Origin of the sequence: Neobacillus rhizophilus (assembly GCF_018343535.1) — a bacterium.
Classification (GTDB): domain Bacteria; phylum Bacillota; class Bacilli; order Bacillales; family Cytobacillaceae; genus Neobacillus; species Neobacillus rhizophilus.
In genome coordinates, this window is the sequence record NZ_JAGYPF010000005.1 from 353,535 (window position 1) to 378,402 (window position 24,868).

Here is a 24,868-nt window from a genome sequence, read left to right on the forward strand (position 1 = left end):
GTAATGATTCAGGCTTTCGGTAACCAATGGCCTGTATTGGTGCCCCAATTGGTAAATGATTCAGGCCTTAGGTAGCCAATGGCCTGTATTGGTGCCCAAACTGTTGAATAATCCTGCTCCTCGGTAACCAATGGGCCGTATTGGCACCCCAATAGGTGAATGATTCAGGTTTTGGGTAACCAATGACTCGTATTGGTGCCCCAATTGGTAAATAATTCAGGCTTTCGGTAACCAATGACTCGTATTGGTGCCCGAACTGTTGAATAATCCTGCTCCTCGGTAACCAATGGGCCGTATTGGCACCCCAATAGGTGAATAATTCAGGTTTTGGGTAACCAATGACTCGTATTGGTGCCCGAACTGTTGAATAATCCTGCTCTTAGGTAACGAATGGGCCGTATTGGCACCCCAATAGGTGAATAATTCAGGTTTTGGGTAACCAATGACTCGTATTGGTGCCCCAATTGGTAAATAATTCAGGCTTTCGGTAACCAATGACTCGTATTGGTGCCCAAACTGTTGAATAATCCTGCTCCTCGGTAACCAATGGCCGTATTGGCACCCCAATAGGTGAATAATTCAGGTTTTGGGTAACCAATGACTCGTATTGGTGCCCCAATGGGTGAATAGTTCAGCCTTTCGGTAGCCAATCTCCTTCTGATTAGAATATAAGGTTAAAGTCCAGCAGATTATTTCACAATAGGCTTTTTTGGTCTTCTATCGTGTAAGAATAAAATCATCTCGCCAAACTTTGTTGCAAACGGCAGCACCAACAGAGAGGACACGACATTAAAAATAACGCTGATATGAGCCAATTGAACATCCTTCCTGGCTGCGAGCAGCGGGGCATTTTCAGTCAGCAGAGGGATGAGCGGGATAAATAATAATACGCCAAAAACATTCAGCCACACATGCGCATAGGCCGCCAATTTCGACTCCTTCCCGCCGCCAATGGATGCAATAATGGCGGTGATACAGGTTCCAATATTAGCCCCTAGAACAATGGCAATTCCCGCATCAAGCTGCAGGAGACCTGCTGTTAGAAATCCCATTGTAATCCCAGTCATTGCCGTACTTGATTGAATAATGGCAGTAATGATCGTTCCCGTTAATAAACTCATCAGAATATTATCATTTATGGAAAGAATGAATTGATTGATCACATTCATCGATGTTAATGGCTCTGCTAACCTTTCAAATCCCTTCATCGCCGTAAAAACAGAAGCGATGCCAAACAGAAGCATTCCGATACTTCTTGCTTTTTTATTGGGAAATAAAATTAGAATTGCCCCAATTATCGCAAATGGGACAAGAACAGCATCTATGTCAAACGTAATTAATTCTGTCTTAAAGGTAGTACCAATATTAGTACCAAGAATAATCCCAATCGATTGAGGAAAAGTCATGATTCTTGCGGATATTAAGCCGATTGTAATAACCATTACCGCAGAACTGCTTTGCAGGAGTGCGGTTATAAATGTCCCGGTCAGCATTCCTTTTAAAGGTGTACTGGTTAGTTTAATCAGCCATGACTTAAGTTTGTTGGCGGATAAATTAAATAGTCCAAATCTGATAATTGTCATGCCAAAAATAAATATTAAAATGCAAAGTACAAATAATAATATGTAAAGCATGGTCTATCCTCCCCTCCCTTCATTGTATGGTCCGATAGGGGGGGACATGCCATCTTTAAAAGGAAAATTAAGACATGCTAAAAAATTTTCTGCATAAAATGTACATTCCTTGTCACTTCACTGTGAAATACAGTTGACCTTGCACCTAGGTTATATTATAATTGCAAGGTACATGGATTGAATGTAAGTGTGTTGTGTTTCGGAGGGAGGGAAAGAGAATGTCTAAAACCGTTGTTCGTAAAAACGAATCGCTTGAAGATGCTCTTCGTCGCTTCAAACGTACAGTATCAAAAACTGGTACTTTGCAAGAGGCAAGAAAGCGCGAATTCTACGAAAAGCCAAGTGTAAAACGTAAGAAAAAGTCTGAAGCAGCAAGAAAACGTAAGTTTTAAGAGGGTGTAATAAATGAGTCTTCTCGAGCGTTTAAATAATGACATGAAACAAGCGATGAAAAACAAGGAAAAAGACAAACTTTCTGTTATTCGGATGATTAAAGCTTCGATTCAAAACGAGGCGATTAAGCTTGGTGTAAGTGAGCTGTCCGATGCAGATGAGTTAACGGTCCTTTCTCGCGAATTAAAACAACGCAAAGACTCCCTCCATGAGTTTGATAAGGCCGGTCGTGAAGACTTGGTTGAAAAATTGCGTACAGAGATCGCTATTGTCGAACTGTATATGCCGAAACAGCTTTCCGAAGAGGAACTTTCAGAAATAGTAAAAGAAACTATTGCTGAAGTCGGTGCAAAATCAAAAACGGAAATGGGAAAAGTGATGGCTGCTATAATGCCTAAAGTAAAGGGCAAAGCAGACGGGTCACTTGTTAATAAATTTGTACAACAACACCTTTCATAGTATTCTGACACTAAGACCATAGGTAAATGCCTGTGGTCTTTTATTTTTTAAATGAAACTTTCAGGCCAATAATCCGTATGTATTATTATAGGATGTAAAGGAAGGAGGGCTCGGATGGTTGAGTTTCTTATGAACCCTGTTGTTGTAACCGTTCTCCTGACGATTGGCGGAGTTGGACTGGTATTGGAGCTTTTTTCGCCAAGGTTTGGACTGTCCGGCTTAATTGGACTTTTGGCGCTTGTTTTATTTTTTTATGGGCATTTCATGGCAGGCTATGCCGGTGTGGGCACTCTGGTGTTATTTGCTGGGGGAATCCTGCTGCTTTTTTTTGAATTGTTTCTTCCGGGTGCAGTTGCGGGAACTTTGGGCCTGGCAGCTTTGATTTTAAGCTTCTTTCTTGCCGGGGAGGATGCTTTACAAATGGGTGTTTCAATTTTAATTTCAATTTTCTTATCAACCCTCGTGTTCTTTTTAATGATAAAGGTGTTGGGAAAAAAGCTTGTTTTATTCAATAAAATGGTTTTATTTGATGCCGCCAAAAAAGAAGATGGTTATGTTTCCAATATTAATCGTACCGATTTATTGGGGAAAGAAGGAGTCGCATTAACTATCTTAAGGCCTGCTGGTACAGCAATTTTTAATAATGAAAGAGTTGATGTGGTAAGTGAGGGCGGGTTTATTGCCCAAAATGCAAAAATTAAGGTCATCAAGGTAGAAGGTGCTCGAATTGTTGTCAGAGAGGTAATTTAATAACAGAAGGGAGTAATGGACTGTGGACGGATCTATTTTTATTATTGGTTTTGTGGTTATTGCCTTAATTTTATTTGGCATCCTGTTATCGTTTGTACCGGTCATGCTTTGGGTTTCTGCACTTGCTGCGGGTGTTAGAATCAGTATTTTTACCTTAATAGGAATGAGGTTGAGAAGGGTAACACCAAGCAAGGTGGTTAATCCCCTAATTAAAGCCCATAAGGCTGGTTTAAATGTTACCACAAACCAGCTCGAAAGCCATTATTTGGCGGGCGGAAATGTTGACCGTGTGGTAAATGCACTTATTGCAGCACATCGGGCAAATATTGAGTTATCATTTGAGCGTTGTGCTGCAATTGACCTAGCGGGACGTGATGTACTGGAAGCCGTTCAAATGAGTGTAAATCCGAAGGTTATTGAAACACCGTTTATTGCAGGTGTTGCCATGAACGGAATTGAAGTAAAAGCAAAGGCAAGAATTACTGTTCGTGCCAATATTGATCGGCTTGTTGGGGGCGCCGGCGAGGAAACGGTCGTTGCTCGTGTTGGCGAAGGCGTTGTCTCCACCATCGGTTCATCAGATAGCCACAGCAAAGTCCTAGAAAATCCTGATTTGATTTCGCAAACGGTACTGGCCAAAGGGCTTGATGCAGGCACCGCATTTGAAATTCTCTCGATTGATATTGCTGATGTTGATATCGGCAAGAACATTGGCGCTGAATTGCAGACGGAACAAGCGGAGGCTGACAAAAAGATTGCCCAGGCGAAAGCGGAGGAACGGAGGGCTATGGCTGTCGCCCTAGAGCAAGAAATGAAGGCCAAGGTGCAGGAAATGAAGGCCAAGGTGGTAGAGGCCGATGCAAAAGTGCCGCTTGCGATGGCTGAGGCATTGAAATCGGGCAATATCGGCGTCATGGATTATCTTAACTTTAAAAACATCTCCGCCGATACTGAAATGAGAGGGTCAATCGGGAAAATAACAGGAGAAAACAAAGATGGTCAGTAAAATTCATCTTCGGAGGCGGTTGTAATGGAAACGCTGCTTTTCCTAATCATTATTGGAATCATCTCCACAATTTTTCGCAAAGGGAAAAAACCAACGACAAAATATAAACCATTTTCTATGAATACCTTTGAAGATTTAAGGGCTTATTTTCAAAATGAGCCGGTTAAAACGAAATTTAAACAATCTAAAGAAAACAACGAAAAGGATATAGAAAAAGCGTATCAAAAGGTAAAACAGAAGATGGCCGGTTCAACTGTCAATCATAACCAGGAAAAGCCTGCCGAAATCAGCCAGAAAGCAAAGGTAGATCATAATGTAGTCGAGGAGGAAACTGCCATTTCTGTGGAACCAACTCCGCAAAAAATAATCAACGGTATCATTTGGGCCGAAATTCTTGGTGAGCCACGATCTAAAAAAAGGTATTACGTAAAAAAGGGTAGAGGGTAATGCCTTAAGAACGCAGACCCCAATACGAAAAAGATGTGCTAGAACCCCTATTCATTTCATAAACATGAGATGAAAGGGGGTTCTTTTTTTATGGCAAAAAAATGGGGCCAACGGATTCGCAACTGGATGGCTAATAAAATGGATCTTCCTCAAGACGTTCTGATGGATTTGCCCCGAATTACGATGATCGGACAAATCCATATTTATATAGAAAATCACCGAGGCTTGCTCGCCTTTACCGATAAAGAACTCCGTCTGCTATTAAAACAGGGGCAGTTGCAGATAAAAGGAAAATCTTTCGTCATTAAAACCATCTTACCTGAAGAGATATTACTCGAAGGAAAAATAGATCAGGTTATGTTTATTAATGATTAATCTGGGAGGAACATAATGAAGAATTTGTGGATGGAATATTTATTTGGAATTGTCACAGTAAAAGTATCAGGTAAAGGGATGGAGCGCTTTATTAATGTCCTGATTAGGAATGGCTTTTACATCTGGAAGGTAAAGCGGCATGGAACGGAAACCATTACGTTTAAAATGAGGCTTGAGGATGCCAAGAAAATCAGGTATTTTGTTCGTAACAGCGGGTGTAGGGTTTCATTTTTACGAAGAACAGGTATGCCCTTTTTATTTAAAAGAATGTTGAAAAATAGCGGCTTCTTGATAGGTGCGGGAGCCTTCCTAATCATAATTTTTGTTTTATCAAATGTCATTTGGGGTATCGAGATTAAAGGGGCTAAGCCCGCAACTGAGTATCAAATTCGTAAAGAATTGGACAAGATGGGCGTTAAGATTGGCAAGCTGCAATTTTCGGTAAAAAATGTTGAGGGAATTCAAAGACAGTTAACCAATAACATTGGTGATCTTACATGGGTTGGTGTGGAATTAAAAGGGACAACCTATCATCTCCAGGTGGTCGAAAAAAACGAACCGAAGAAGCCTGAGCAACTATCTCCGCAAAATCTCGTCGCCAAAAAGAAGGCGATTATAGTTAAAAGATATATTGAAGAAGGACAACCAATGGTGGATAAGAATGATCATGTGGAGGAGGGGCAATTACTCGTTTCCGGTGTAATCGGGGAAGGTGAAAATTCCAAAATGATTGCAGCAAAGGGAGAGGTCTGGGGCGAAACTTGGTATATGAGCCATGTTGAGCTGCCGTTTGAAACCAGTTTTAAAGTCTATAACGGAAACGAGGAACAAAAGCATTCATTATTATTTGGAAAATATGAGCTGCCAATCTGGGGCTTTGGTAAACCGGATTTCAAGGAATCTGAAACCGAAACGGTTGAACATAAAATTCATTTCTTAAAATGGGAGCTGCCCATCTCCTATGTTCATAAAACCATTCGGGAAAGAGAGGAATATACGAGAAATTACACAGAAAAAGAAGCGGAAGAAAACGCACTCGAATTAGCCAGAAAACAAATAAAAAGTCTTTTAGATGAGGATGCTATCATTAAAGATGAAAAAATTTTACACAAAGACAATAAAAATGGTAAAGTTATACTGGACGTTCATTTTAAAATAATTGAAAACATTGCAGTCGGACAACCGATTTCCAAGGAGACTCATGAATGACAGAAAAGTTAACAACCATTAAGGTACAGCTTGAAAATCCTGCAGAAGCAATGGCGCTGCTCGGAACTTCAGACCAACATTTAAAAATTATTGAGCAGGAACTTAATGTTTCGATTATTACAAGGGGTGAGTCGCTCAACCTCTCGGGAGATGAGGAGCAGGTTTCTCTTGCTGGGCAAATACTCGACCGTTTAATGTTTGTCATCCGAAAGGGAATTGCCATTAGCGGGCGAGATGTCTTATATGCCGTGCAAATGGCTCAAAAGGGAACCCTTGATTACTTTGTAAATCTATACGAGGAAGAAATCGGCAAAAACGTTAAAGGAAAATCCATTCGTGTTAAAACACTTGGCCAAAGGCAATATATCAACTCTATTAAGAAAAATGATTTAGTATTTGGAATTGGCCCTGCTGGTACAGGAAAAACGTATTTAGCCGTTGTTATGGCCGTTAACGCCCTGAAAAATGGTCAGGTTAATAAAATCATTTTAACTCGCCCTGCTGTTGAAGCAGGAGAAAGTCTTGGATTTCTTCCCGGCGATTTAAAAGAAAAGGTCGACCCATATTTACGGCCATTGTATGACGCGCTCCATGATATATTGGGGGCAGAACATACAGGAAGGCTTATCGAACGGGGGACAATCGAAATTGCTCCGCTTGCGTATATGAGGGGACGAACGCTTGATGATGCTTTCGTTATCCTGGATGAAGCGCAAAATACCACTCATGCGCAAATGAAAATGTTCTTGACCAGGCTTGGATTCGGCTCAAAAATGGTCATTACAGGCGACCGAACCCAGATAGACTTGCCAAAAGGCGCTAAATCAGGCCTAGTTGAGGCTGAAGAAATTCTACAAAATATAAAAGGCATTTCCTTCGTCTATTTTGAAGCTGTCGACGTCGTTCGCCACCCGCTTGTCGGAAGAATCATACAGGCATACGAAAGAAAGGAAAAATAAGATGGATTTGAAAGGGACTCACTGCATATAAAAGTGAGTCCTTTTTTGCTAATAGGAAAGTATAAATTCAACTACGCCTTTGTCTTCGCCCTAAGGGGCTCGAATCGGCGAGTTTTCTTTATTTGAGGATGAAACTTGACGGAAAAACTGTTATCATTTTACATAAAGCAAACTTTCATCTAAAATCAATAAATAACATAAGTGTAAAGACTTGATAATTCAGGGAAACGTGGTTGGAGGGATATAGTTGGAGAAACTGCAGGAGCATTTCATTCGAATTCGCAAACTGCTGGATAATACATTCTTTCGTATTCTTTTTTTCCTGGTATTAGGAATTGTTCTTTTCACAGCTATGTTTAACAACGTAAAGCCGGAAAAGCTGGATATTGAATTGTTTTCAGTTGCAGGAAAAACGATACGGTCTCCAGGGACAGTCGAGGATAAGAAAAGCACGGAGAAGAAAAGAAAAGAGGCGCGCGATCAAGTTCAGGCTGTCTATACATTAAAAAATGAATATACACAAAACCGAGTTGACCTAATTACCTCCATTTTCAGCGCTGCGGCTGAAGTAAATGATGAAGTAAAGGATAATAAAAAAAAGCAGGCTGCAGAGGCTTCTGAGGAGCCGCCACAAATTATAGAGCCTAGTGTTTCAGAAAAAGTTACGATGCTTAAGTCGAAATTAACGCCGACGGTATCGAAGGATTTATCAGATCAGGTTTTTTCCGCATTAGTTCAGGCAAATAATGAAGAATTGTCCATTGCAAAAGATTTAACGGTTACCGCCATTAACAATGTAATGACGAAAAGAATATCTGCGGATGAAGTCGAAAATGCTAAAAAAAGGGTTGAAGAAGAGGTAAAATATTCAGCATTGAGTGAGAATATGAGAATTGCGGCAATTGATCTTGGCAGGTATGCTGTGATCCAAAATGAATTTTATGACCCTTCGGCAACCGAAGAGCTTAGGAGGCAGGCGGCTGAAAGTGTTGAACCCGTTAAGATTCTACAAGGGCAAATTATTGTAGAAGAAGGGAAACTCATAAATCAGGATATTTACCGTCAATTGAAGCTTGTTGGACTGCTACATAACGAAAAATCCTTTAAGCCGTTCATTGGATTAGTTGTTTTAATAAGCATTATACTTACTTCGCTTTATTGTTACTTTTACCAAATGAAATCGCACCCCGAAAAGAGACAAAGCTTTTTGTTATTGTTCGGGATGATTTTCATTCTATCAATTTTTTTATTGAAAATACTCAGCATGCTGCAAGTATTTAATTATTCTGCGATTGGCTATCTATTTCCTGCAGCCTTGGCGGGGATGATGATAAAAATTTTAATTGATGAAAAGCTGGCTATTATGACCTCTATCATCCTTGCAGTTTGCGGCAGTGTATTATTTAATGAAGGGGTATCGGGTACATTAAACTTTTCAGAAGGTATCTATATTTTATTTAGCGCTTTGGGAGGCATATTATTTTTAAGTAATCAAAACCAGCGCTCAAAAATTCTGCAGGCTGGGATATTTTCAGCAGTAGTGAATCTGTTGACCATTTTGGCTTTAATGTATTTGCCAAACGGGCAGTATTCCGGCTTGGAATATGGGTATTATTTTATTACAGCCCTTGTATCAGGTATTGCTTCTGCGGTGTTGACTATTGGCTTACTGCCTTTTTTTGAGGCAAGTTTCGGCATACTATCAACCATGAGGATGATCGAATTATCGAATCCAAACCATCCGCTTTTAAGGAAAATCTTAATGGAGGCGCCTGGGACATATCATCATAGCGTGATGGTGGCAAATTTAGCGGAATCTGCCTGCGAAGCTATTGGTGCAAATGGTTTGCTCGCAAGGGTAGGAAGCTATTATCATGATATAGGCAAAACGCGGCGACCAAACTTTTTTATCGAAAATCAAATCCACCATGATAATCCGCATGACCGTCTGCCGCCGGACAAAAGCGCGAGCATCATCATTGCCCATGTAACGGATGGTTCGAATATGCTAAAGAAGTGCCATATGCCAAAGGAAATAATTGAAATCGCGGAACAGCATCATGGGACCACTTTACTTAAGTTTTTCTATCATAAAGCGCTTCAGGCCAACCCTGATGTAAGGGAAGATGATTTCCGTTATCCCGGTCCGAAAGCACAGTCAAAGGAATCGGCCGTGGTGGGAATTGCAGATAGTGTTGAGGCTGCGGTACGGTCCTTATCACAGCCTACGCCAGAGTTGATTGAGTCTCTTGTGAAAAAAATTGTGGCTGACCGTCTTCAAGATGGGCAATTAAATGAATGTGATCTGACCATGAAGGAAATTGAAACTGTCACTTTCACATTGTGTGAAACATTAAAGGGGATCTTTCATTCTAGGATTGAATATCCTGAGCTAACAAAGAAGGTGAAACAAGCATGACATTACTTATTGATTCATTAGATGAAACAGAGCAGCTGTCTGACCAACAGATGCTTGATGTTGAAAGGTTACTAAATTTTGCAGCAAATAAGCTAAGCATTGAAGAACATAGTGAAGTTTCGGTTACCTTTGTGACAAATCAAAGAATCCAAGAAATTAATCGTGAATACCGCGATAAGGACGCACCAACTGATGTGATTTCTTTTGCCATGGAAGAGTTAGGTGAGGGAGAAATAGAAATCGAGGGCGCTGAGATGCCAAGAGTATTGGGGGATATTATCATTTCAGTTCCTAAGGCAATGGAGCAGGCAGAAGAATATGGCCATCCTTTTGTAAGGGAACTTGGCTTTTTAGCTGTGCATGGATTTCTTCATTTGTTAGGGTATGACCACATGACAGAAGAAGAGGAAAAAGAAATGTTCTCTTTGCAGAAGGAAATTTTAAATGAATATGGACTCATTAGATAAGTCTAAACGCAGAAAATTTTGGGATACCTTTGCCTATGCCACAGAAGGAATTGTGACGGCCTTAAAGCAGGAAAGAAATATGCGGTTTCATGCAATAAGCGCGGTTATTGTGATTGCCTTTGGCTTGTTCTTCTCTATTACTAAAATAGAATGGCTGTTTATTCTTGTTTCGATCGGCGGTATGTTTTCGTTGGAATTACTGAATACGGCCATTGAACGCGTAGTAGACCTGGCAACAAATGAGTATAAACCTCTAGCCAAACAGGCTAAGGATATTGCTGCCGGAGCAGTGTTCATTTTTGCCATAATTGCACTTGTAATGGGAATCGTCATATTTTTACCCTATGTCTTGAAATTGTTTTTGTAAGCTTTTGATTACAGGATTTGAAATGGCCGCTTGATTTAGGTAAAATGACTAAACAGCTTCTTCTAAGAGAAAATGATTTTTGGGAATATTTCAACTATTTTAAATCTTTTATTTTTTTAATTACAAATAATGTTTTTTTGGAAAATTTGAGGTAAAATAAAGAAACAGCAGGACTCCTGCTGGAAAGGAAAGAAGACTAGTGAACATCGAACAACTAATCGAAGAAGCTAAAAAAGCAAGAGAAAAAGCTTATATTCCTTATTCTAAGTTTGGCGTGGGAGCAGCGCTTTTAACAACAGATGGTAAAGTATATCATGGCTGTAATATTGAGAATGCCGCCTACAGTATGTGTAACTGCGCAGAGAGGACTGCTGTTTTTAAAGCGTTTTCAGAAGGCGACCGGCAATATCAAATGATGGCCGTTGTTGCTGACACTGATAGGCCATGCTCGCCATGCGGGGCCTGCAGGCAGGTCATTGCAGAATTATGCCCGAGGGAAATGAAGGTGGTTTTAACCAACCTTAAAGGGGATGTTCTAGAGACCACAGTAGAACAGTTATTGCCGGGTGCTTTTTCGCCGGAGGATTTAAATGGTAAATAATACGAGTTCAGGAACAGATTATAAATCAGGGTTTATATCCATTATTGGCCGCCCAAACGTCGGGAAATCAACTTTTTTGAATCGGGTAATCGGCCAAAAAATCGCCATCATGAGCGACAAGCCGCAAACGACGCGCAATAAAATTCAAGGAGTTTTGACCCTTTCAGACGCCCAAATGGTGTTTATCGATACCCCTGGTATCCATAAACCAAAACATAAATTAGGTGACTTCATGATGAAGGTTGCCCAAAATACTCTTAAAGAAGTAGACTTAGTTTTATTTATGGTCAATGCCGAAGAAGGTTTTGGGCGTGGTGAAGAATTTATTCTTGAAAAATTTCAAACCATTGATACACCAGTCTTTCTAGTCATTAATAAAATTGATCAAGTTCACCCTGATGAGCTGTTGCAGATTATTGAATTGTATAAAGAAAAGTATGCTTTTCAAGAAATTGTGCCAATTTCTGCACTGGAAGGAAATAATGTCGAAAGACTGCTTGAGCAAATTAAAGCGATTCTTCCTGAAGGGCCGCAATACTATCCTGCTGATCAGGTAACCGATCATCCGGAACGCTTTATCATTACAGAGTTAATCAGGGAAAAAGCCCTTCATTTAACAAGGGAGGAAATCCCTCATTCCTTGGCCGTTGTCCTTGATAAAATGGAACGGCAGGGGAATAAAGACATTATTCATGTCATGGCAACCATTATTGTCGAACGCGATTCACAAAAAGGGATTATCATTGGCAAGCAGGGAAGCATGCTGAAGGAAATAGGCAAGCGTGCTCGTGTTGATATCGAAAACCTTCTAGGTTCCAAAGTCTTTTTGGAACTGTGGGTAAAAGTTCAAAAGGATTGGCGCAATAGAATGTCCCAGCTTCGTGAATATGGCTTTAATGAAAACGAATATTAGTGAATCACTTTAACTAAAGTATTAACACTCGTTCAAGAATATGCATAATCAGTTTTAACAAAATTTACGTCTTATGATTAATGCGTAGGCAGGCTATGATAATTGTAAGGTTTGAACTGTAACGCTAGTCTAAATATCGAAAGGTGGGGTTTTCATGTTGGATTTTACGTGGAAAATATTTAGCCAAACAGGTAATATTGACACATATCTTCTCTTTAAAGAGCTTGAGAAGGAAAACCAAGAAATACCCGGTAATCTGAATGAAGAGCTAGCACAAATCGATTTTCCAGTTTCATAAGCAAGTCACGCGCCTCGAGAAGGTGACAATCATGCTTCAGAAATGTGAAGGCATCGTCATTAGAACAACAGATTATGGTGAAACGAACAAAATTATTACACTATATACAAGGGAATGGGGAAAGGTCGGCTTTATGGCCCGTGGAGCTAAAAAGCCTAACAGCCGTCTTTCTGCTATTTCCCAGTTATTCACTCACGGTTACTTCCTCGTTCAAAAAGGAACAGGCCTAGGAGGCCTTCAGCAGGGTGAAGTCATTTCCTCGATGCGATCGATTGGGGAAAATATTTTTCTAACCGCATATGCAAGTTATATTGCCGAATTAACGGATAAATGTACTGAGGAGAAAAAGCCTAATCCTTTTCATTTTGAATTGCTTTATCAGACCCTTCACTATATGAATGAAGGCTATGATGCCGATATTCTTGTGAATATCTATGAGATGAAAATGTTGAATGTTTTAGGATTATATCCTATCTTGAATCAATGTTCCGTTTGTGGAAGCACAGACGGGCATTTTTCTTTTTCCATCCGGGAAGGCGGATTTATCTGTCACCGGTGTGTAGACAAGGATCGCTATCATATAAAACTATCACAAGCAGCAGTAAAATTATTAAGGTTGTTTTATTATTTCGATTTGTCTAGATTAGGGAATATCTCTGTTAAAGATGAAACAAAGGCAGAACTGAAGAAAGTTATTTCGGTTTATTATGATGAATATTCTGGGCTTCATTTGAAGACAAAAAAATTCCTCGACTCGATGGGGCAATTTCGTAATCTTTTATAAATGCGATGTTGACAATGTTAAAAGTTTTGGTTAATATTAGCTTTAAAATTAATATTTGCGTTGACAGAAAGTAGTACTTAGTTCCCTCTATAAAAGCGAACCTAGGACAGTGTAAGCTAGGGTGTAGAGCATTAAGGAAGGCGTTCTTGAGCAAAGTTGTATTAAGGTGGCTGCTTTTAGGCAGCAAATAGGGTGGAACCGCGGGTAACTCTCGTCCCTATGCTTATTATAGGCATAGGGACGGGAGTTTTTTATTTATTAAGAATATGAAAAAGGAGTTATTACGATGAGTGTAACAATGGAACAGATTGTCTCACACGCTAAGCACAGAGGTTTTATTTTTCCGGGGTCTGAAATTTACGGAGGACTTGCAAACACTTGGGATTACGGTCCTTTAGGTGTCGAATTTAAAAATAATATAAAAGCTGCCTGGTGGAAGAAGTTTGTTCAGGAGTCACCATATAATGTTGGCTTAGATGCGGCAATCCTCATGAACCCAAGGACATGGGAAGCTTCAGGGCATATCGGCAACTTTAACGATCCAATGATTGACTGCAAAAACTGTAAAGCCCGTCACCGTGCTGATAAATTGATTGAAAATGCGCTTGAAGAAAAAGACATTGAGATGGTGGTAGATGGCCTTCCGTTTGAAAAAATGGAAGAGCTGATTAAAGAGCATAATATTGCCTGCCCAGAATGTGGCAGCCACGATTTTACCGGCATCCGCCAATTTAATCTTATGTTTAAAACATTCCAGGGTGTTACGGAAACAAGTGCAAATGAAATTTTTCTTCGTCCGGAAACAGCTCAAGGTATTTTCGTAAACTTTAAAAATGTACAGCGGACAATGCGTAAGAAACTGCCATTTGGTATTGCCCAAATCGGTAAAAGCTTCCGTAATGAAATTACACCGGGTAACTTTACCTTCCGCACGAGAGAATTTGAGCAAATGGAGCTCGAATTCTTCTGCAAACCAGGAGAGGAACTAAATTGGTTTGATTATTGGAAGCAATTTGCGGAAAAATGGCTCTTGTCATTAGGTCTTAACCAAGAAAACTTAAGGCTTCGCGACCATTCCGAAGACGAACTGTCCCATTACAGCAATGCTACAACTGATTTTGAATATAAATTCCCGTTTGGCTGGGGTGAGCTTTGGGGTGTTGCCTCTAGAACAGATTATGATTTGAAGCAGCATATGCAATATTCCGGTGAGGATTTCAATTATATTGATCCGGAAACAAATGAGCGTTATATTCCATACTGCATTGAGCCTTCCCTTGGTGCAGACCGGGTAACGTTGGCTTTCTTAATCGATGCTTATGATGAAGAGCAGTTAGAAGATGGAACATCCAGAACAGTTATGCGTTTCCATCCTGCCCTCGCACCGTTTAAGGCAGCAATTCTTCCGCTTTCGAAGAAGCTTTCCGACGGAGCACGAGAAGTATTTGAACAATTAGCAAAACACTTTAACGTAGATTATGATGAAGCAGGCTCTATCGGTAAACGATACCGCCGCCATGATGAAATTGGTACTCCATTCTGTATCACATATGACTTTGATTCCCAGGAAGATCAAATGGTTACCGTCAGAGACCGCGACACAATGGAACAAACAAGGGTTCCAATCGCGGAGCTTGCTGCATTCTTACAGGAAAAGGTATTATTCTAAGAAAAAGGTGCGGAAACCCGCGTCTCAGATTGTCATGAAAAGTTATTTTTAATTCGGCAAATTTTTATTAATAGATTGTCCCTGCTAACTGGCCTGTTGATTTCCGCTCCGGGCACTCGCTTTCCGCGGGGAGGTCCTGGAGCCTCCTCGGCGCTGAAGGCGCCTCCGGGGTTTCCAGTGACCTCTATATCCCGCAGGAGTCGGTGCCCTCCGCTCCAATCAACAGGGAGGTAAATCAAATAAAGTATTGCAACACACTTTTTCCAATCTTGCTTAGTGTGTTGCAATCTTTTTTTTATTTTGGCATGCTGTAGCTTGGAGGGCTCGTTCACTGGAATTTTCAATTCGCTGATTTTGTTCTTCTACGTATTTGAGGGACATTTCCTTATCGGGTTCCTGCTTTTTTATCCTTCGATTGATGAAAGGCATTTGTAAAGGGGAGACCATGGTAATATTAGAATCAGCTTCTTTACCATTTGTTTCATCACATCCCTTTTTATTATTTTGTGAGTTGAAGGCATTATTGAGCACACCTGTTGATTGGAGCGGAAGGCGCGAAGACTCCTGCGGGAGTACGGGGCAGGGGAGACCCCGCAGGAGCGATAGCTCCGAGGAGGCTCCACGGCACGCCCGCGGAAAGCGAAGCGCCTGGAGCGCAAATCAACAGCCCTTTTGAAAAGTCTTTAAATTAATAAGGATATAACAAATTAAAGAGGAGTATTGTTAATGAATGAAATATAAGGCTATCGAAAGTTTTTCGACAGCCTGAGGTGCGGAAACCCGCACCTTTTCCTATTTGGCTAATAGGAAATTATAAATTTTCACAAATTTATAATTTCCTAACGCATAAATTCAACTACGCCTCATGAACCGTCCTATCGGACTCGCCAATCGGCGAGTTTGCATTTATAGTTCATAGCCTATTCATTTCAATTAGATAGCATTTAGTATATAATATTGCTAAATAAAAGGCTTCTGGATACTTTCAGGAATTTTAAGGGTGGTGAGGACAATCGAACTGACAAAACGCCAAGAGCTGATATTAGATATAGTAAAGGAAAATGGGCCGATCACAGGGGAGCATATTGCTGACCAATTGAACTTAACCAGAGCTACCTTAAGACCGGATCTTGCCATTTTGACAATGGCCGGTTTTTTAGATGCCAGGCCCCGGGTCGGATATTTTTATACAGGAAAATCAGGAGCGCAATTATTAACGGAAAATCTCCAACGAGTATATGTGAGGGACTACCAATCCATCCCGGTTGTCGTAAATGAAAACGTCTCGGTTTATGATGCTATTTGCACCATGTTCCTTGAGGACGTAGGGACATTATTTGTGGTCGACCAAAATACTGTTTTAGTTGGAGTTCTATCCAGAAAAGATTTGCTTCGGGCAAGTATTGGGAAACAAGAGTTAACGACCATTCCTGTCAATATCATCATGACAAGAATGCCCAATATAACCATGTGCGAACGGGATGACCTGCTGATTGAGGTAGCAAAAAAGTTGATTGAAAAACAAATTGATGCACTTCCGGTAGTGAGAAAAACGGAAAAAGGCTATGAAGTTATCGGCAGAGTAACGAAAACGAACATTACCAAAGCCTTTGTTTCATTAGGCGATGATGAATAAAAGTTTGTTAATAAGAAGGAGTTGATTTGGGAGAATGGTCTCGCCAGTGATTTATGTGGTATCAGATTCAGTAGGTGAAACGGCCGAATTAGTAACAAAAGCGGCTATCAGTCAGTTTAACGGATCCGGGATGACATTAAAGAGATTCCCTTATGTAGAAGATAAGGAACATATAGATGAAGTCTTGTCACTAGTTTCTATGGACCATGCAATGGTGGCATATACACTTGTCAAACCGGAAATGCGTACATATATGAAAGAAAGAACAGATATAGAAGGAATATCAGCTGTGGATTTAATTGGTCCGATTATCGATCAAATTCAAAGCTTCAGCGGCAAAGAACCATTGTGTGAACCAGGGCTTGTCCGTAAATTGGATGAGGATTATTTTAAAAAGGTTGAGGCAATTGAATTTGCTGTAAAGTATGATGACGGCCGTGATCCCCGAGGGATTTTAAAGGCAGATATTGTGCTAATAGGTGTATCTCGAACCTCGAAAACTCCTTTATCCCAGTATTTGGCCCACAAACGTCTAAAAGTGGCCAATGTCCCGCTTGTTCCAGAGGTTGATCCGCCGGAAGAACTTTATAAAGTCCCGAAAGAGAAATGCTTTGGCTTAAAAATCAGTCCAGAAAAGTTAAATAACATAAGAAGAGAAAGACTGCTTTCTTTAGGATTAAATGATCAGGCTAGCTATGCAAACATTGACAGGATAAAAGAAGAGCTGAATTTTTTTGAAAAGGTTGTACAGAAAATTAATTGTCCTGTTGTTGATGTAACCAATAAAGCAGTTGAAGAAACGGCCAATGTTATTTTAAACTATATTCAAAAAGGCAGGCCATAGCACATAATCTTATGATTATGTGCTTTTTGCTTATTGGGTGAAAAAAATAATAAAAAAAATAATAAAAAAAAGTTATGGCAAAATGATAACGAATATACTATAATAAAAAATTGTGATAAAAATATATGTTTTTAGGTTTAGACTTGCATTTGAACGAATAAACTATTTACTGTGAGATGTCAAGGGGACCTACAAAAAAAAATTCGACATAAATCCTTTTTTTCACTCTAAGGAATTTTTTTTTGAAATTCTTATTTTATCGGGAAAATTTCTCCATAACCCGTTTGCCTGCTCGTAAATCGGCGAGTTTTCCCAATAAAATTAATCTGGAAAGAAGGAATATTCGGAGTGATGTAGAATTAATAAAATGGTGAGAGACCACCCGACAATTTATGTCGATGCTGATTCCTGCCCGGTCAAGGCGGAGATTGTCGAAATTGCAAAGAAATTCGCCATTGACATATTTTTTATCGCCTCCTATGACCACTACAGCAAGGAACAGATTCCCCAACGCGAAGGCTTTGAGGAAGGGAGTTAAGGTAAAGATCCAACCTTTTCGTTTAGCGGATCGGCAAAAATTTACGGCAGAATTAACAAAAATTTTGTCGAAATTTGCAGGAATTTAAAATGAAGGTGTTGAATACCTGTATATCAATGGAGTTGTTTTCATGGCAGACCGTATTGCCGAAGAAAAAATAGATCAAATTCGTCAGGCTGTTGATATTGTCGAGGTAATCAGCGATTATGTAGGGTTGAAAAAACAGGGGCGAAATTACTTCGGATTATGTCCTTTCCATGGAGAGAGCACCCCGTCATTTTCAGTATCGCCTGACAAACAAATCTTCCATTGCTTTGGCTGTGGTGCAGGCGGAAATGTTTTTTCTTTTTTAATGGAACTAGAGGGAATTTCATTTCAGGAAGCGGCTATGAAACTGGCTGCAAGAGGAAATATTAATCTTGAAATAAATTTATCCTCCGCTCACTCCGAGAAAAAAATTTCTGATGAACTTCAGGCCATGCTTGATGCTCATGAGCTGTTACGTAAATTTTATCATCACTTGCTGGTAAATACAAAAGAAGGACAGCATGCATTGGAGTATCTGCTTGGAAGAGGATTTACACATGAGTCGATTGAAAAATTTCAAATTGGTTATTCCTTGAATTCGTGGGATTTTGTTTATAAGTTCCTAACGAAACGGGATTTTTCTCCCGAATGGATGGAAAAAGCCGGACTCATCATTAAACGTGAAAAAGATGGAACATACTTTGATCGATTTAGGGATCGAATTATGTTTCCGATATTCAACAGAAATGGAAATACGATTGCTTTTTCAGGGAGAACACTAGGGGCCGATGAGCCCAAATATTTAAATAGTCCCGAAACAGCAATCTTTAATAAAAGCAAAATTTTATACAATTACAACTTGGCTAAGCCCAGCATAAAAAAATCCCAGCAGGCAGTTTTATTTGAAGGGTTTGCAGATGTGATTGCCGCTGACCGCGCTGGAATCGAAAATGGCATTGCGACAATGGGGACATCGTTGACTGATGATCATATCGCTCTTTTGCGTACTAGCGCGCAAATCATCACCATTTGCTATGATTCAGATAAAGCAGGAATTGAAGCAGCGTTTCGAGCTGGCAACCATTTGAACGATGCAGGCTTTCAAATAAAAGTAGCTTTAATGCCTGATGGTATGGACCCGGATGAATATATTAAGAAGAACAGTCCGGAGAAATTTCGCGGCGAGGTAATTGGCGCAAGTTTAACTTGGATGGCTTTTAAAATTCTTTATTTTCGAAGAGGAAAAAATCTTCAGAATGAAGGAGATAGGCTTGCTTATATCGAACAAATAGTAAAAGAAATCAGCAAATTAACAAAAGCCGTTGAAAAGGATCATTATTTGAGGCAAATTGCGGCAGAGTTTTCCCTATCATTAGATTCCTTAAAACAGCAGGAACAGCAGATTTATTTTGCGGAGAAGAAAAAGGAAATTGGTAAGAACGAACCAAAATCTAAACCGATTCTTGTACAAAAAAAAGTAAATGAATTAAAACCTGCGTATTATAGGGCAGAAAGATGTCTCATTGCTCATATGCTAAAAAGCAGGGATAACACCTATAAGGTGCAGGAGTTACTACAGGGAGATACGTTTAACGAAGATGAACATCAGGCAATCATAACCTATCTTTTGGCATTTTACGAAGAACATATTAACCCTGATTCAAGCGCATTTTTATCCTATATTCATGATGAAAATCTAAGAAGAATAGTCGCCAACATCGAAATGATGTCAATTAATGATGAATTAAGTCATCAGGAATTAACTGATTATATCAAACAGGTGTTGAAACATAAAAAATTGTTAAAAATAAAGGAAAAAGAAGCTGAGTTAAAAGAAGCGGAGCGACACAGTGATTTTAGGCTGGCTGCTGCGATTGGAAATGAAATCAATCAATTGCGTAAATCACTATAGAGTAATTTAGTGTGTTTGATTATTTGAAGGAGGGGACCCCCGTATGGCTGCTGAAAAATCAGCACGTGCAAGCGAGGTCGAGAATGAATTGACCCTTGAGCAAGTGAAAGACCAGTTAACCGCATTGGGTAAAAAAGTTGGTGTCCTTGCCTATGATGATATTGCTGAGAAAATGGCAAATTTCGACGTGGAATCCGATCAGATGGATGAGTTTTATGAATTCCTTGGCGACCAGGGAATTGAATTAGTTGGTGATAGTGATGAAGAGGACGATGATGATCCAAGCATCAAGGCGCTATCAAAAGATGATGATGGCGATGAATTTGATTTAAATGATCTAAGCGTACCTCCAGGTGTAAAAATCAACGACCCTGTTCGTATGTACTTAAAGGAAATTGGCCGGGTTGATTTGCTTTCTGCTGAAGAGGAAATTAACTTAGCCCACCGCATTGAACAAGGTGATGAAGAAGCAAAGCGGCGCCTTGCTGAAGCAAACCTCCGTCTTGTTGTTAGTATTGCAAAACGCTACGTTGGCCGTGGCATGTTGTTCCTTGACCTTATCCAGGAAGGAAATATGGGTCTCATCAAAGCGGTTGAAAAATTTGATTATCGTAAAGGCTTTAAATTTAGTACATATGCCACATGGTGGATTCGCCAAGCCATAACCCGCGCCATTGCCGATCAGGCGAGAACAATCCGGATACCAGTGCATATGGTAGAGACAATTAACAAGCTTATTCGTGTTCAGCGTCAGTTGCTGCAGGATTTAGGCCGGGAACCAACTCCGGAAGAAATTGCCGAAGATATGGACCTGACACCTGATAAGGTAAGGGAAATTTTAAAAATTGCCCAGGAACCTGTCTCACTTGAAACACCAATTGGTGAAGAAGATGACTCGCACCTTGGAGATTTCATCGAGGATCAGGATGCTACATCCCCTTCAGAACATGCTGCTTATGAGTTGTTAAAGGAGCAGCTTGAAGATGTTCTCGATACCCTGACGGACCGGGAAGAAAATGTTCTTCGCCTTCGTTTTGGGCTGGATGACGGCCGTACCCGCACCCTCGAAGAGGTCGGCAAGGTTTTTGGTGTCACCCGCGAGCGAATCCGGCAGATTGAAGCAAAAGCCTTGCGGAAACTGCGTCACCCAAGCCGCAGCAAACGCCTTAAAGATTTCTTGGAATAAGGCTCAAAAGATAGTTTACTTCTTTTATGAAGTAAACTATTTTTTTTACTTTTTTTGAAAGCACTTTCTCTTTTTTCTCTATTTTACTGAATTGTCTCTCATTTTGCAAATATGCCAATTGGTGTTTTCTCCCAAATAGCAACTTAATTATTATTGTAAAAAAGGTGATCTAAAGTCAATTTTGCCTATTCAGATAAGGTTTATAGTGCTAAATGCCATACCTGATGAGGTTTTTCGCCCCATATTCAGATAATATTATATTTTCTAAAATTTATTAAAGTTGAGAATTGTTAGGTGAAAAGAATATAATATATTTGTAAGCGTATACATAGATGATTAGGGGGAGATGGACTTGAACTTTGACTTAACATCTGAACAACAAATGATTAAAAAGACAATTCACCAGTTTGCAGAAGAAGAGGTTGCGCCAGATGCAATAGAACGTGACAGAACAAAACAGTTTCCGACAGATGTGTTTAAAAAAATGGCAGAAATGGGAATGATGGGACTTCCCTTTCCGGAGGAATACGGCGGGGGAGGGGCAGACACCGTTAGTTTTGCGATTGTGGTGGAAGAGTTAAGCAGAGTTTGCGGTTCAACAGGTATCACTTATTCAGCGCATATTTCCTTAGGGGGCGCTCCTTTAAACTTATTTGGTACAGAAGAGCAAAAGGAAACCTATTTAAGACCCATTTGCACAGGCGAATCGTTAGGTGCCTTTGGATTGACAGAGCCAAATGCCGGATCCGATGCCGGGGGAACTAAAACAACCGCAAAGGAAACGGAAGGCCAGTTTGTCATCAACGGGAATAAATGTTTCATCACGAATGCCAGTTATGCCAAGCATTTGGCACTGACCGCCGTAACGAATGAAACAAGCGGTAATAAAGAAATCAGTGCCATCATTGTTCCAACGAATACAGCTGGATTTACAGTTATTGATAATTACGAAAAAATGGGCTTAAATTCCTCCAATACAACTGAGCTTGTTTTAGAGGATGTCAAAGTACCTGTGGAAAACCTGCTGGGAAGACGCGGCGAGGGTTTTAAGCAATTTTTAATTACCCTTGATGGAGGCAGAATTGGAATCGGCGCCATGGCTGTCGGGATTGCTCAGGGTGCTTACGAGAAAGCGCTAGCCTATGCTAAGGAAAGAAAACAGTTTGGCAAATCAATTTCATCCTTCCAAGCTATTCAATTTAAGCTGGCTGACATGGCGATGAAAATTGAGCTGGCCCGCAATATGGTCTATAAGGCTGCTTGGTTAAAGGATCAAGGAAGAACATTTTCAAAGGAAGCAGCTATGTGTAAATTATATGCATCCGAAATATGTATGGAAGTTACGAGCCAAGCAGTCCAAATTCACGGCGGATACGGCTATATGAAGGAATACCAAGTAGAAAGAATGATGCGTGACGCCAAGCTCTTGGAAATTGGCGAAGGAACATCCGAAGTCCAACGAATGGTTATTTCAAGGTTAATTGGTTGTTAAAAAATAAATTGGGAACTATAACAAAGAGGCTGAAATAAATAATTATTTTAGCCTCTTTGCTCTTTTTTTAAAAGATTATAGTGATAAAATAACTTTAGGGCTTTTCCTTCTGTTCATTTTCAAGTAAAATAGTAGTTGTTTGCAGGCGGTTTTATTTATTTACAGATGTTTATACATAGGGAGGTAAAATTATGAAAAAGAATCCGGTAATTCCTTACATTCTCATCATGGTTTTTGGGATTGTCCTTATGTTCACTTTGTCTTTTAAAGGACTAGGGGATAGTAAGGAGCTTGCTGCTGAGAAAGGTGAAGGCAAAGGCAGTGAGAAAACAGAAGTGGCTGCATCCAAGCCAGAAGACATTTATAAAACAACTTGTATTGGCTGTCACGGCGATCAATACCAAGGGGTTGTAGGTCCTCCGTTAAAAGGTGTTGGCGACAAGCTTTCTAAAGAAGAACTTAAAAACATCGTGACTCACGGTAAAGGCTCCATGCCTGCCGGTCTTGTTCCCGAAGATAAAGCAGCTGCAATGGCAGATTGGTTATCGAAACTTAAATAATTTGACAAAAGGTCCTTTGCATCTGTAAAGGACCTTTTATATTATTAAGGCATACATATTGAAAAGCAGGTGTGTTAATTTGAATGCAGAAAAATTATCAATGCGTTTAACGGCTGTTGCGAAATACGTTCCAAAGGAGGCAAGATTAGCAGATATTGGTTCTGATCATGCCTATCTGCCTAGTTACTTGGTTAAGAACGCTGGCATTCCGTTTGCCGTTGCCGGTGAAGTAGTGAGAGGTCCATACCAATCTGCAAAAAGCAACGTAATGGCAGAAGGACTGTCAGATAGAATTTCAGTCAGGATGGGAGACGGCCTCGAGGTTATTGAATCTGGTGAGATAGACTGCATTACGATTGCCGGCATGGGTGGCGCTTTGATTGCCAGTATTTTAGAAAATGGAAAAGAAAAGCTGGAAACCGTCAAGAGGCTTGTGTTACAGCCAAACATTAGCGCCATTTCCATCCGTTTATGGTTTTTGGAAAATGAATGGGAGTTGATTACCGAAGAAATTCTTGAGGAGGACGGCAAAACCTATGAGATTTTAGTTGCTGAAAAAGGTGATGCAAAACGCCCTTATCAAAAGAATAAAATGGAGATGGAGCTGTTAATGGGACCATTTCTCATTCGGCACCAAAATGAGATTTTTAAGAAAAAATGGCTGTCTGAAAGCAGCAATTGGGAAAGAGTTAAAAAACAGTTAGAAAACGCTGCTGCGACCCCTGAAACAGTGGAGAAAAGAAAGGAAATAGAAGATAAGCTAAAACTTGTGGAGGAGGCATTGAAAATTGAAAAAAGCTAATGGTCATGAAATTATTCAGCTGTTTGAAAAATTTGCGCCAAAGAGTCTGGCAATGGAAGGCGATAAAATCGGCCTGCAAATTGGACGCCTTAATCAAAAGGTAGAACGGGTAATGATTGCCTTGGACATTCTTGATTCCGTCATTGATGAGGCCATTGAAAAAAAGGTTCAGCTTATTATTGCTCATCATCCGCCGATTTTCCGACCATTAAAAAATATTATTACTGATACTGTTCAAGGGCAGATAATTGAGAAATTACTCAAACATGATATTGCAGTATACGCTGCCCATACCAACCTAGATGTGGCCAAGGGCGGGGTAAATGATTGGCTGGCTGAAGCTTTAGGGTTGGAGGATGCAGAGGTTTTAGTTCCTACTTTTGATACAAAATTAAAGAAATTAGTGGTGTTTGTGCCTGTCAGTCATGCTGATGAACTAAGACAGGCGCTTGGGAACGCCGGTGCAGGTTTTATTGGCAGCTATAGCCATTGCTCATTTACGGCAAACGGTACTGGACGATTTTTGCCTGGGGAAGATACGAATCCTTTTATCGGTAAGCCTGGGGAGCTAGAAACGGTCGAAGAGGTTCGGATTGAAACGATTGTACCTGAGCCTATCTTAAAAAAGGTAATTACCGCTATGATTAAAGCTCATCCATATGAGGAAGTGGCTTATAATGTTTATCCGCTTGAAAATAAAGGAGAGGTACTTGGGCTAGGCAGAATAGGAAAGATCCCGGAAATGACGTTAGGGGAGTTTGCCGAAAAGGTAAAAGTGGCTCTTGAGGTGGACAGGGTTCGCGTTGTAGGAGATTTGCAGGCCAAAGTGAAAAAGGCTGCCGTCTTAGGGGGCGATGGCAATAAATATTATTCCCATGCCAAATTCAAAGGGGCGGACGTGTACGTGACAGGGGATATTTATTATCACACCGCACATGATGCGATGATGGATGGCTTGAATATGATTGACCCAGGACATAATGTTGAAAAGGTCATGAAAAAAGGCCTGACCGAAACGTTGCAGACATTATGCCAGGAAGCAGGATATGAAGTGGAGATTTTTCCTTCACAAATTCATACCGATCCTTTTCAATTCATATAAGAAGAGGCTGACCTTTGTC

The 24,868-nt window shown here is 40.2% G+C and carries 26 protein-coding genes; 25 read left to right on the forward strand and 1 reads right to left on the reverse strand.

Going from position 1 to position 24,868, the window contains the following annotated elements; all coding sequences use genetic code 11:
* Positions 1-689 precede the first annotated feature (689 nt).
* Entirely contained in the window at positions 690-1,634 is a 945-nt protein-coding gene (locus tag KHA99_RS24590; RefSeq protein WP_213120129.1) for a Na/Pi symporter, read from the reverse strand.
* 218 nt (positions 1,635-1,852) lie between these two features.
* Between KHA99_RS24590 and rpsU the strand changes: the two genes are divergently transcribed.
* The 25 genes from rpsU (at position 1,853) to KHA99_RS24715 (ending at position 24,849) form a co-directional block, all read left to right on the forward strand.
* Entirely contained in the window at positions 1,853-2,026 is a 174-nt protein-coding gene (rpsU, locus tag KHA99_RS24595; protein WP_007087607.1) for a 30S ribosomal protein S21, read from the forward strand.
* A 13-nt stretch (positions 2,027-2,039) separates the two neighbouring features.
* Positions 2,040-2,486, forward strand: coding sequence for a GatB/YqeY domain-containing protein (locus tag KHA99_RS24600; RefSeq protein ID WP_213120130.1), 447 nt, complete (start codon positions 2,040-2,042; stop codon positions 2,484-2,486).
* Between the two features lie 114 nt (positions 2,487-2,600).
* A complete protein-coding gene (locus KHA99_RS24605) occupies positions 2,601-3,236 on the forward strand; it encodes an NfeD family protein (protein WP_213120131.1) in 636 nt (211 codons plus the stop codon).
* 22 nt (positions 3,237-3,258) lie between these two features.
* Positions 3,259-4,242, forward strand: coding sequence for a flotillin-like protein FloA (gene floA / locus KHA99_RS24610; protein ID WP_213120132.1), 984 nt, complete (start codon positions 3,259-3,261; stop codon positions 4,240-4,242).
* A 24-nt stretch (positions 4,243-4,266) separates the two neighbouring features.
* Positions 4,267-4,689 (forward strand): YqfB family membrane protein, encoded by a 423-nt coding sequence (locus KHA99_RS24615; RefSeq protein WP_213120133.1) that lies wholly within the window; start codon positions 4,267-4,269, stop codon positions 4,687-4,689.
* Between the two features lie 90 nt (positions 4,690-4,779).
* Positions 4,780-5,064, forward strand: coding sequence for a sporulation protein YqfC (yqfC, locus tag KHA99_RS24620; RefSeq protein WP_213120134.1), 285 nt, complete (start codon positions 4,780-4,782; stop codon positions 5,062-5,064).
* 15 nt (positions 5,065-5,079) lie between these two features.
* The gene (yqfD, locus tag KHA99_RS24625) at positions 5,080-6,273 is read left to right on the forward strand and encodes a sporulation protein YqfD (RefSeq protein WP_213120135.1); all 1,194 of its coding nucleotides are present in this window, start codon (positions 5,080-5,082) and stop codon (positions 6,271-6,273) included.
* Positions 6,270-7,232, forward strand: coding sequence for a PhoH family protein (locus KHA99_RS24630; protein WP_213120136.1), 963 nt, complete (start codon positions 6,270-6,272; stop codon positions 7,230-7,232). The genes yqfD and KHA99_RS24630 overlap by 4 nt, the downstream gene beginning before the upstream one ends.
* 247 nt (positions 7,233-7,479) lie before the next feature.
* Positions 7,480-9,651: an HD family phosphohydrolase gene (locus KHA99_RS24635; protein WP_213120137.1), complete on the forward strand. Its 2,172-nt coding sequence runs from the start codon at positions 7,480-7,482 to the stop codon at positions 9,649-9,651.
* 50 nt (positions 9,652-9,701) lie between these two features.
* Positions 9,702-10,118, forward strand: coding sequence for an rRNA maturation RNase YbeY (gene ybeY / locus KHA99_RS24640; protein ID WP_372447638.1), 417 nt, complete (start codon positions 9,702-9,704; stop codon positions 10,116-10,118).
* Positions 10,096-10,485 (forward strand): diacylglycerol kinase family protein, encoded by a 390-nt coding sequence (locus KHA99_RS24645; RefSeq protein ID WP_213120139.1) that lies wholly within the window; start codon positions 10,096-10,098, stop codon positions 10,483-10,485. Before ybeY ends, KHA99_RS24645 begins: the two co-directional genes overlap by 23 nt.
* 199 nt (positions 10,486-10,684) lie before the next feature.
* The gene (locus KHA99_RS24650) at positions 10,685-11,086 is read left to right on the forward strand and encodes a cytidine deaminase (RefSeq protein WP_213120140.1); all 402 of its coding nucleotides are present in this window, start codon (positions 10,685-10,687) and stop codon (positions 11,084-11,086) included.
* Complete coding sequence (gene era / locus KHA99_RS24655; protein WP_213120141.1) at positions 11,076-11,999, forward strand: GTPase Era; 924 nt, start codon at positions 11,076-11,078, stop codon at positions 11,997-11,999. The genes KHA99_RS24650 and era overlap by 11 nt, the downstream gene beginning before the upstream one ends.
* 154 nt (positions 12,000-12,153) lie before the next feature.
* Complete coding sequence (locus KHA99_RS24660) at positions 12,154-12,297, forward strand: YqzL family protein (protein WP_213120142.1); 144 nt, start codon at positions 12,154-12,156, stop codon at positions 12,295-12,297.
* Positions 12,298-12,328: 31 nt separating this feature from the next.
* A complete protein-coding gene (gene recO / locus KHA99_RS24665; RefSeq protein ID WP_213120143.1) occupies positions 12,329-13,081 on the forward strand; it encodes a DNA repair protein RecO in 753 nt (250 codons plus the stop codon).
* A 286-nt stretch (positions 13,082-13,367) separates the two neighbouring features.
* Positions 13,368-14,750, forward strand: coding sequence for a glycine--tRNA ligase (locus KHA99_RS24670; protein WP_213120144.1), 1,383 nt, complete (start codon positions 13,368-13,370; stop codon positions 14,748-14,750).
* Positions 14,751-15,750: 1,000 nt separating this feature from the next.
* Positions 15,751-16,386, forward strand: a complete 636-nt coding sequence (gene ccpN, locus KHA99_RS24675) for a transcriptional regulator CcpN (protein ID WP_284036049.1) — start codon at positions 15,751-15,753, stop codon at positions 16,384-16,386.
* A gap of 34 nt (positions 16,387-16,420) precedes the next feature.
* Complete coding sequence (locus tag KHA99_RS24680; protein ID WP_213120145.1) at positions 16,421-17,230, forward strand: pyruvate, water dikinase regulatory protein; 810 nt, start codon at positions 16,421-16,423, stop codon at positions 17,228-17,230.
* A 367-nt stretch (positions 17,231-17,597) separates the two neighbouring features.
* Positions 17,598-17,768, forward strand: coding sequence for a DUF188 domain-containing protein (locus KHA99_RS24685; protein WP_213120146.1), 171 nt, complete (start codon positions 17,598-17,600; stop codon positions 17,766-17,768).
* Between the two features lie 130 nt (positions 17,769-17,898).
* Positions 17,899-19,707, forward strand: coding sequence for a DNA primase (gene dnaG / locus KHA99_RS24690; RefSeq protein WP_213120147.1), 1,809 nt, complete (start codon positions 17,899-17,901; stop codon positions 19,705-19,707).
* Between the two features lie 43 nt (positions 19,708-19,750).
* Complete coding sequence (gene rpoD, locus KHA99_RS24695; RefSeq protein WP_213120148.1) at positions 19,751-20,893, forward strand: RNA polymerase sigma factor RpoD; 1,143 nt, start codon at positions 19,751-19,753, stop codon at positions 20,891-20,893.
* A gap of 352 nt (positions 20,894-21,245) precedes the next feature.
* Complete coding sequence (locus tag KHA99_RS24700; protein ID WP_213120149.1) at positions 21,246-22,385, forward strand: acyl-CoA dehydrogenase; 1,140 nt, start codon at positions 21,246-21,248, stop codon at positions 22,383-22,385.
* Positions 22,386-22,576: 191 nt separating this feature from the next.
* The gene (gene cccA / locus KHA99_RS24705; protein WP_213120150.1) at positions 22,577-22,945 is read left to right on the forward strand and encodes a cytochrome c550; all 369 of its coding nucleotides are present in this window, start codon (positions 22,577-22,579) and stop codon (positions 22,943-22,945) included.
* A gap of 79 nt (positions 22,946-23,024) precedes the next feature.
* Complete coding sequence (locus KHA99_RS24710) at positions 23,025-23,747, forward strand: tRNA (adenine(22)-N(1))-methyltransferase (protein WP_213120151.1); 723 nt, start codon at positions 23,025-23,027, stop codon at positions 23,745-23,747.
* On the forward strand, positions 23,734-24,849 hold the full coding sequence (locus KHA99_RS24715; protein WP_213120152.1) for a Nif3-like dinuclear metal center hexameric protein: 1,116 nt from the start codon (positions 23,734-23,736) through the stop codon (positions 24,847-24,849). The genes KHA99_RS24710 and KHA99_RS24715 overlap by 14 nt, the downstream gene beginning before the upstream one ends.
* The last annotated feature ends 19 nt before the right edge of the window (positions 24,850-24,868 follow it).

Coding starts and splice junctions, on each gene's coding strand:
- KHA99_RS24590 (WP_213120129.1), bottom strand. CDS start 1,634: ATGCTTTACATATTATTATTTGTACTTTGCATTTTAATATTTATTTTT.
- rpsU (WP_007087607.1), top strand. CDS start 1,853: ATGTCTAAAACCGTTGTTCGTAAAAACGAATCGCTTGAAGATGCTCTT.
- KHA99_RS24600 (WP_213120130.1), top strand. CDS start 2,040: ATGAGTCTTCTCGAGCGTTTAAATAATGACATGAAACAAGCGATGAAA.
- KHA99_RS24605 (WP_213120131.1), top strand. CDS start 2,601: ATGGTTGAGTTTCTTATGAACCCTGTTGTTGTAACCGTTCTCCTGACG.
- KHA99_RS24615 (WP_213120133.1), top strand. CDS start 4,267: ATGGAAACGCTGCTTTTCCTAATCATTATTGGAATCATCTCCACAATT.
- yqfC (WP_213120134.1), top strand. CDS start 4,780: ATGGCAAAAAAATGGGGCCAACGGATTCGCAACTGGATGGCTAATAAA.
- yqfD (WP_213120135.1), top strand. CDS start 5,080: ATGAAGAATTTGTGGATGGAATATTTATTTGGAATTGTCACAGTAAAA.
- KHA99_RS24630 (WP_213120136.1), top strand. CDS start 6,270: ATGACAGAAAAGTTAACAACCATTAAGGTACAGCTTGAAAATCCTGCA.
- ybeY (WP_372447638.1), top strand. CDS start 9,702: ATGCTTGATGTTGAAAGGTTACTAAATTTTGCAGCAAATAAGCTAAGC.
- KHA99_RS24645 (WP_213120139.1), top strand. CDS start 10,096: ATGAATATGGACTCATTAGATAAGTCTAAACGCAGAAAATTTTGGGAT.
- era (WP_213120141.1), top strand. CDS start 11,076: ATGGTAAATAATACGAGTTCAGGAACAGATTATAAATCAGGGTTTATA.
- KHA99_RS24660 (WP_213120142.1), top strand. CDS start 12,154: ATGTTGGATTTTACGTGGAAAATATTTAGCCAAACAGGTAATATTGAC.
- recO (WP_213120143.1), top strand. CDS start 12,329: ATGCTTCAGAAATGTGAAGGCATCGTCATTAGAACAACAGATTATGGT.
- KHA99_RS24670 (WP_213120144.1), top strand. CDS start 13,368: ATGAGTGTAACAATGGAACAGATTGTCTCACACGCTAAGCACAGAGGT.
- KHA99_RS24680 (WP_213120145.1), top strand. CDS start 16,421: ATGGTCTCGCCAGTGATTTATGTGGTATCAGATTCAGTAGGTGAAACG.
- KHA99_RS24685 (WP_213120146.1), top strand. CDS start 17,598: ATGGTGAGAGACCACCCGACAATTTATGTCGATGCTGATTCCTGCCCG.
- dnaG (WP_213120147.1), top strand. CDS start 17,899: ATGGCAGACCGTATTGCCGAAGAAAAAATAGATCAAATTCGTCAGGCT.
- rpoD (WP_213120148.1), top strand. CDS start 19,751: ATGGCTGCTGAAAAATCAGCACGTGCAAGCGAGGTCGAGAATGAATTG.
- cccA (WP_213120150.1), top strand. CDS start 22,577: ATGAAAAAGAATCCGGTAATTCCTTACATTCTCATCATGGTTTTTGGG.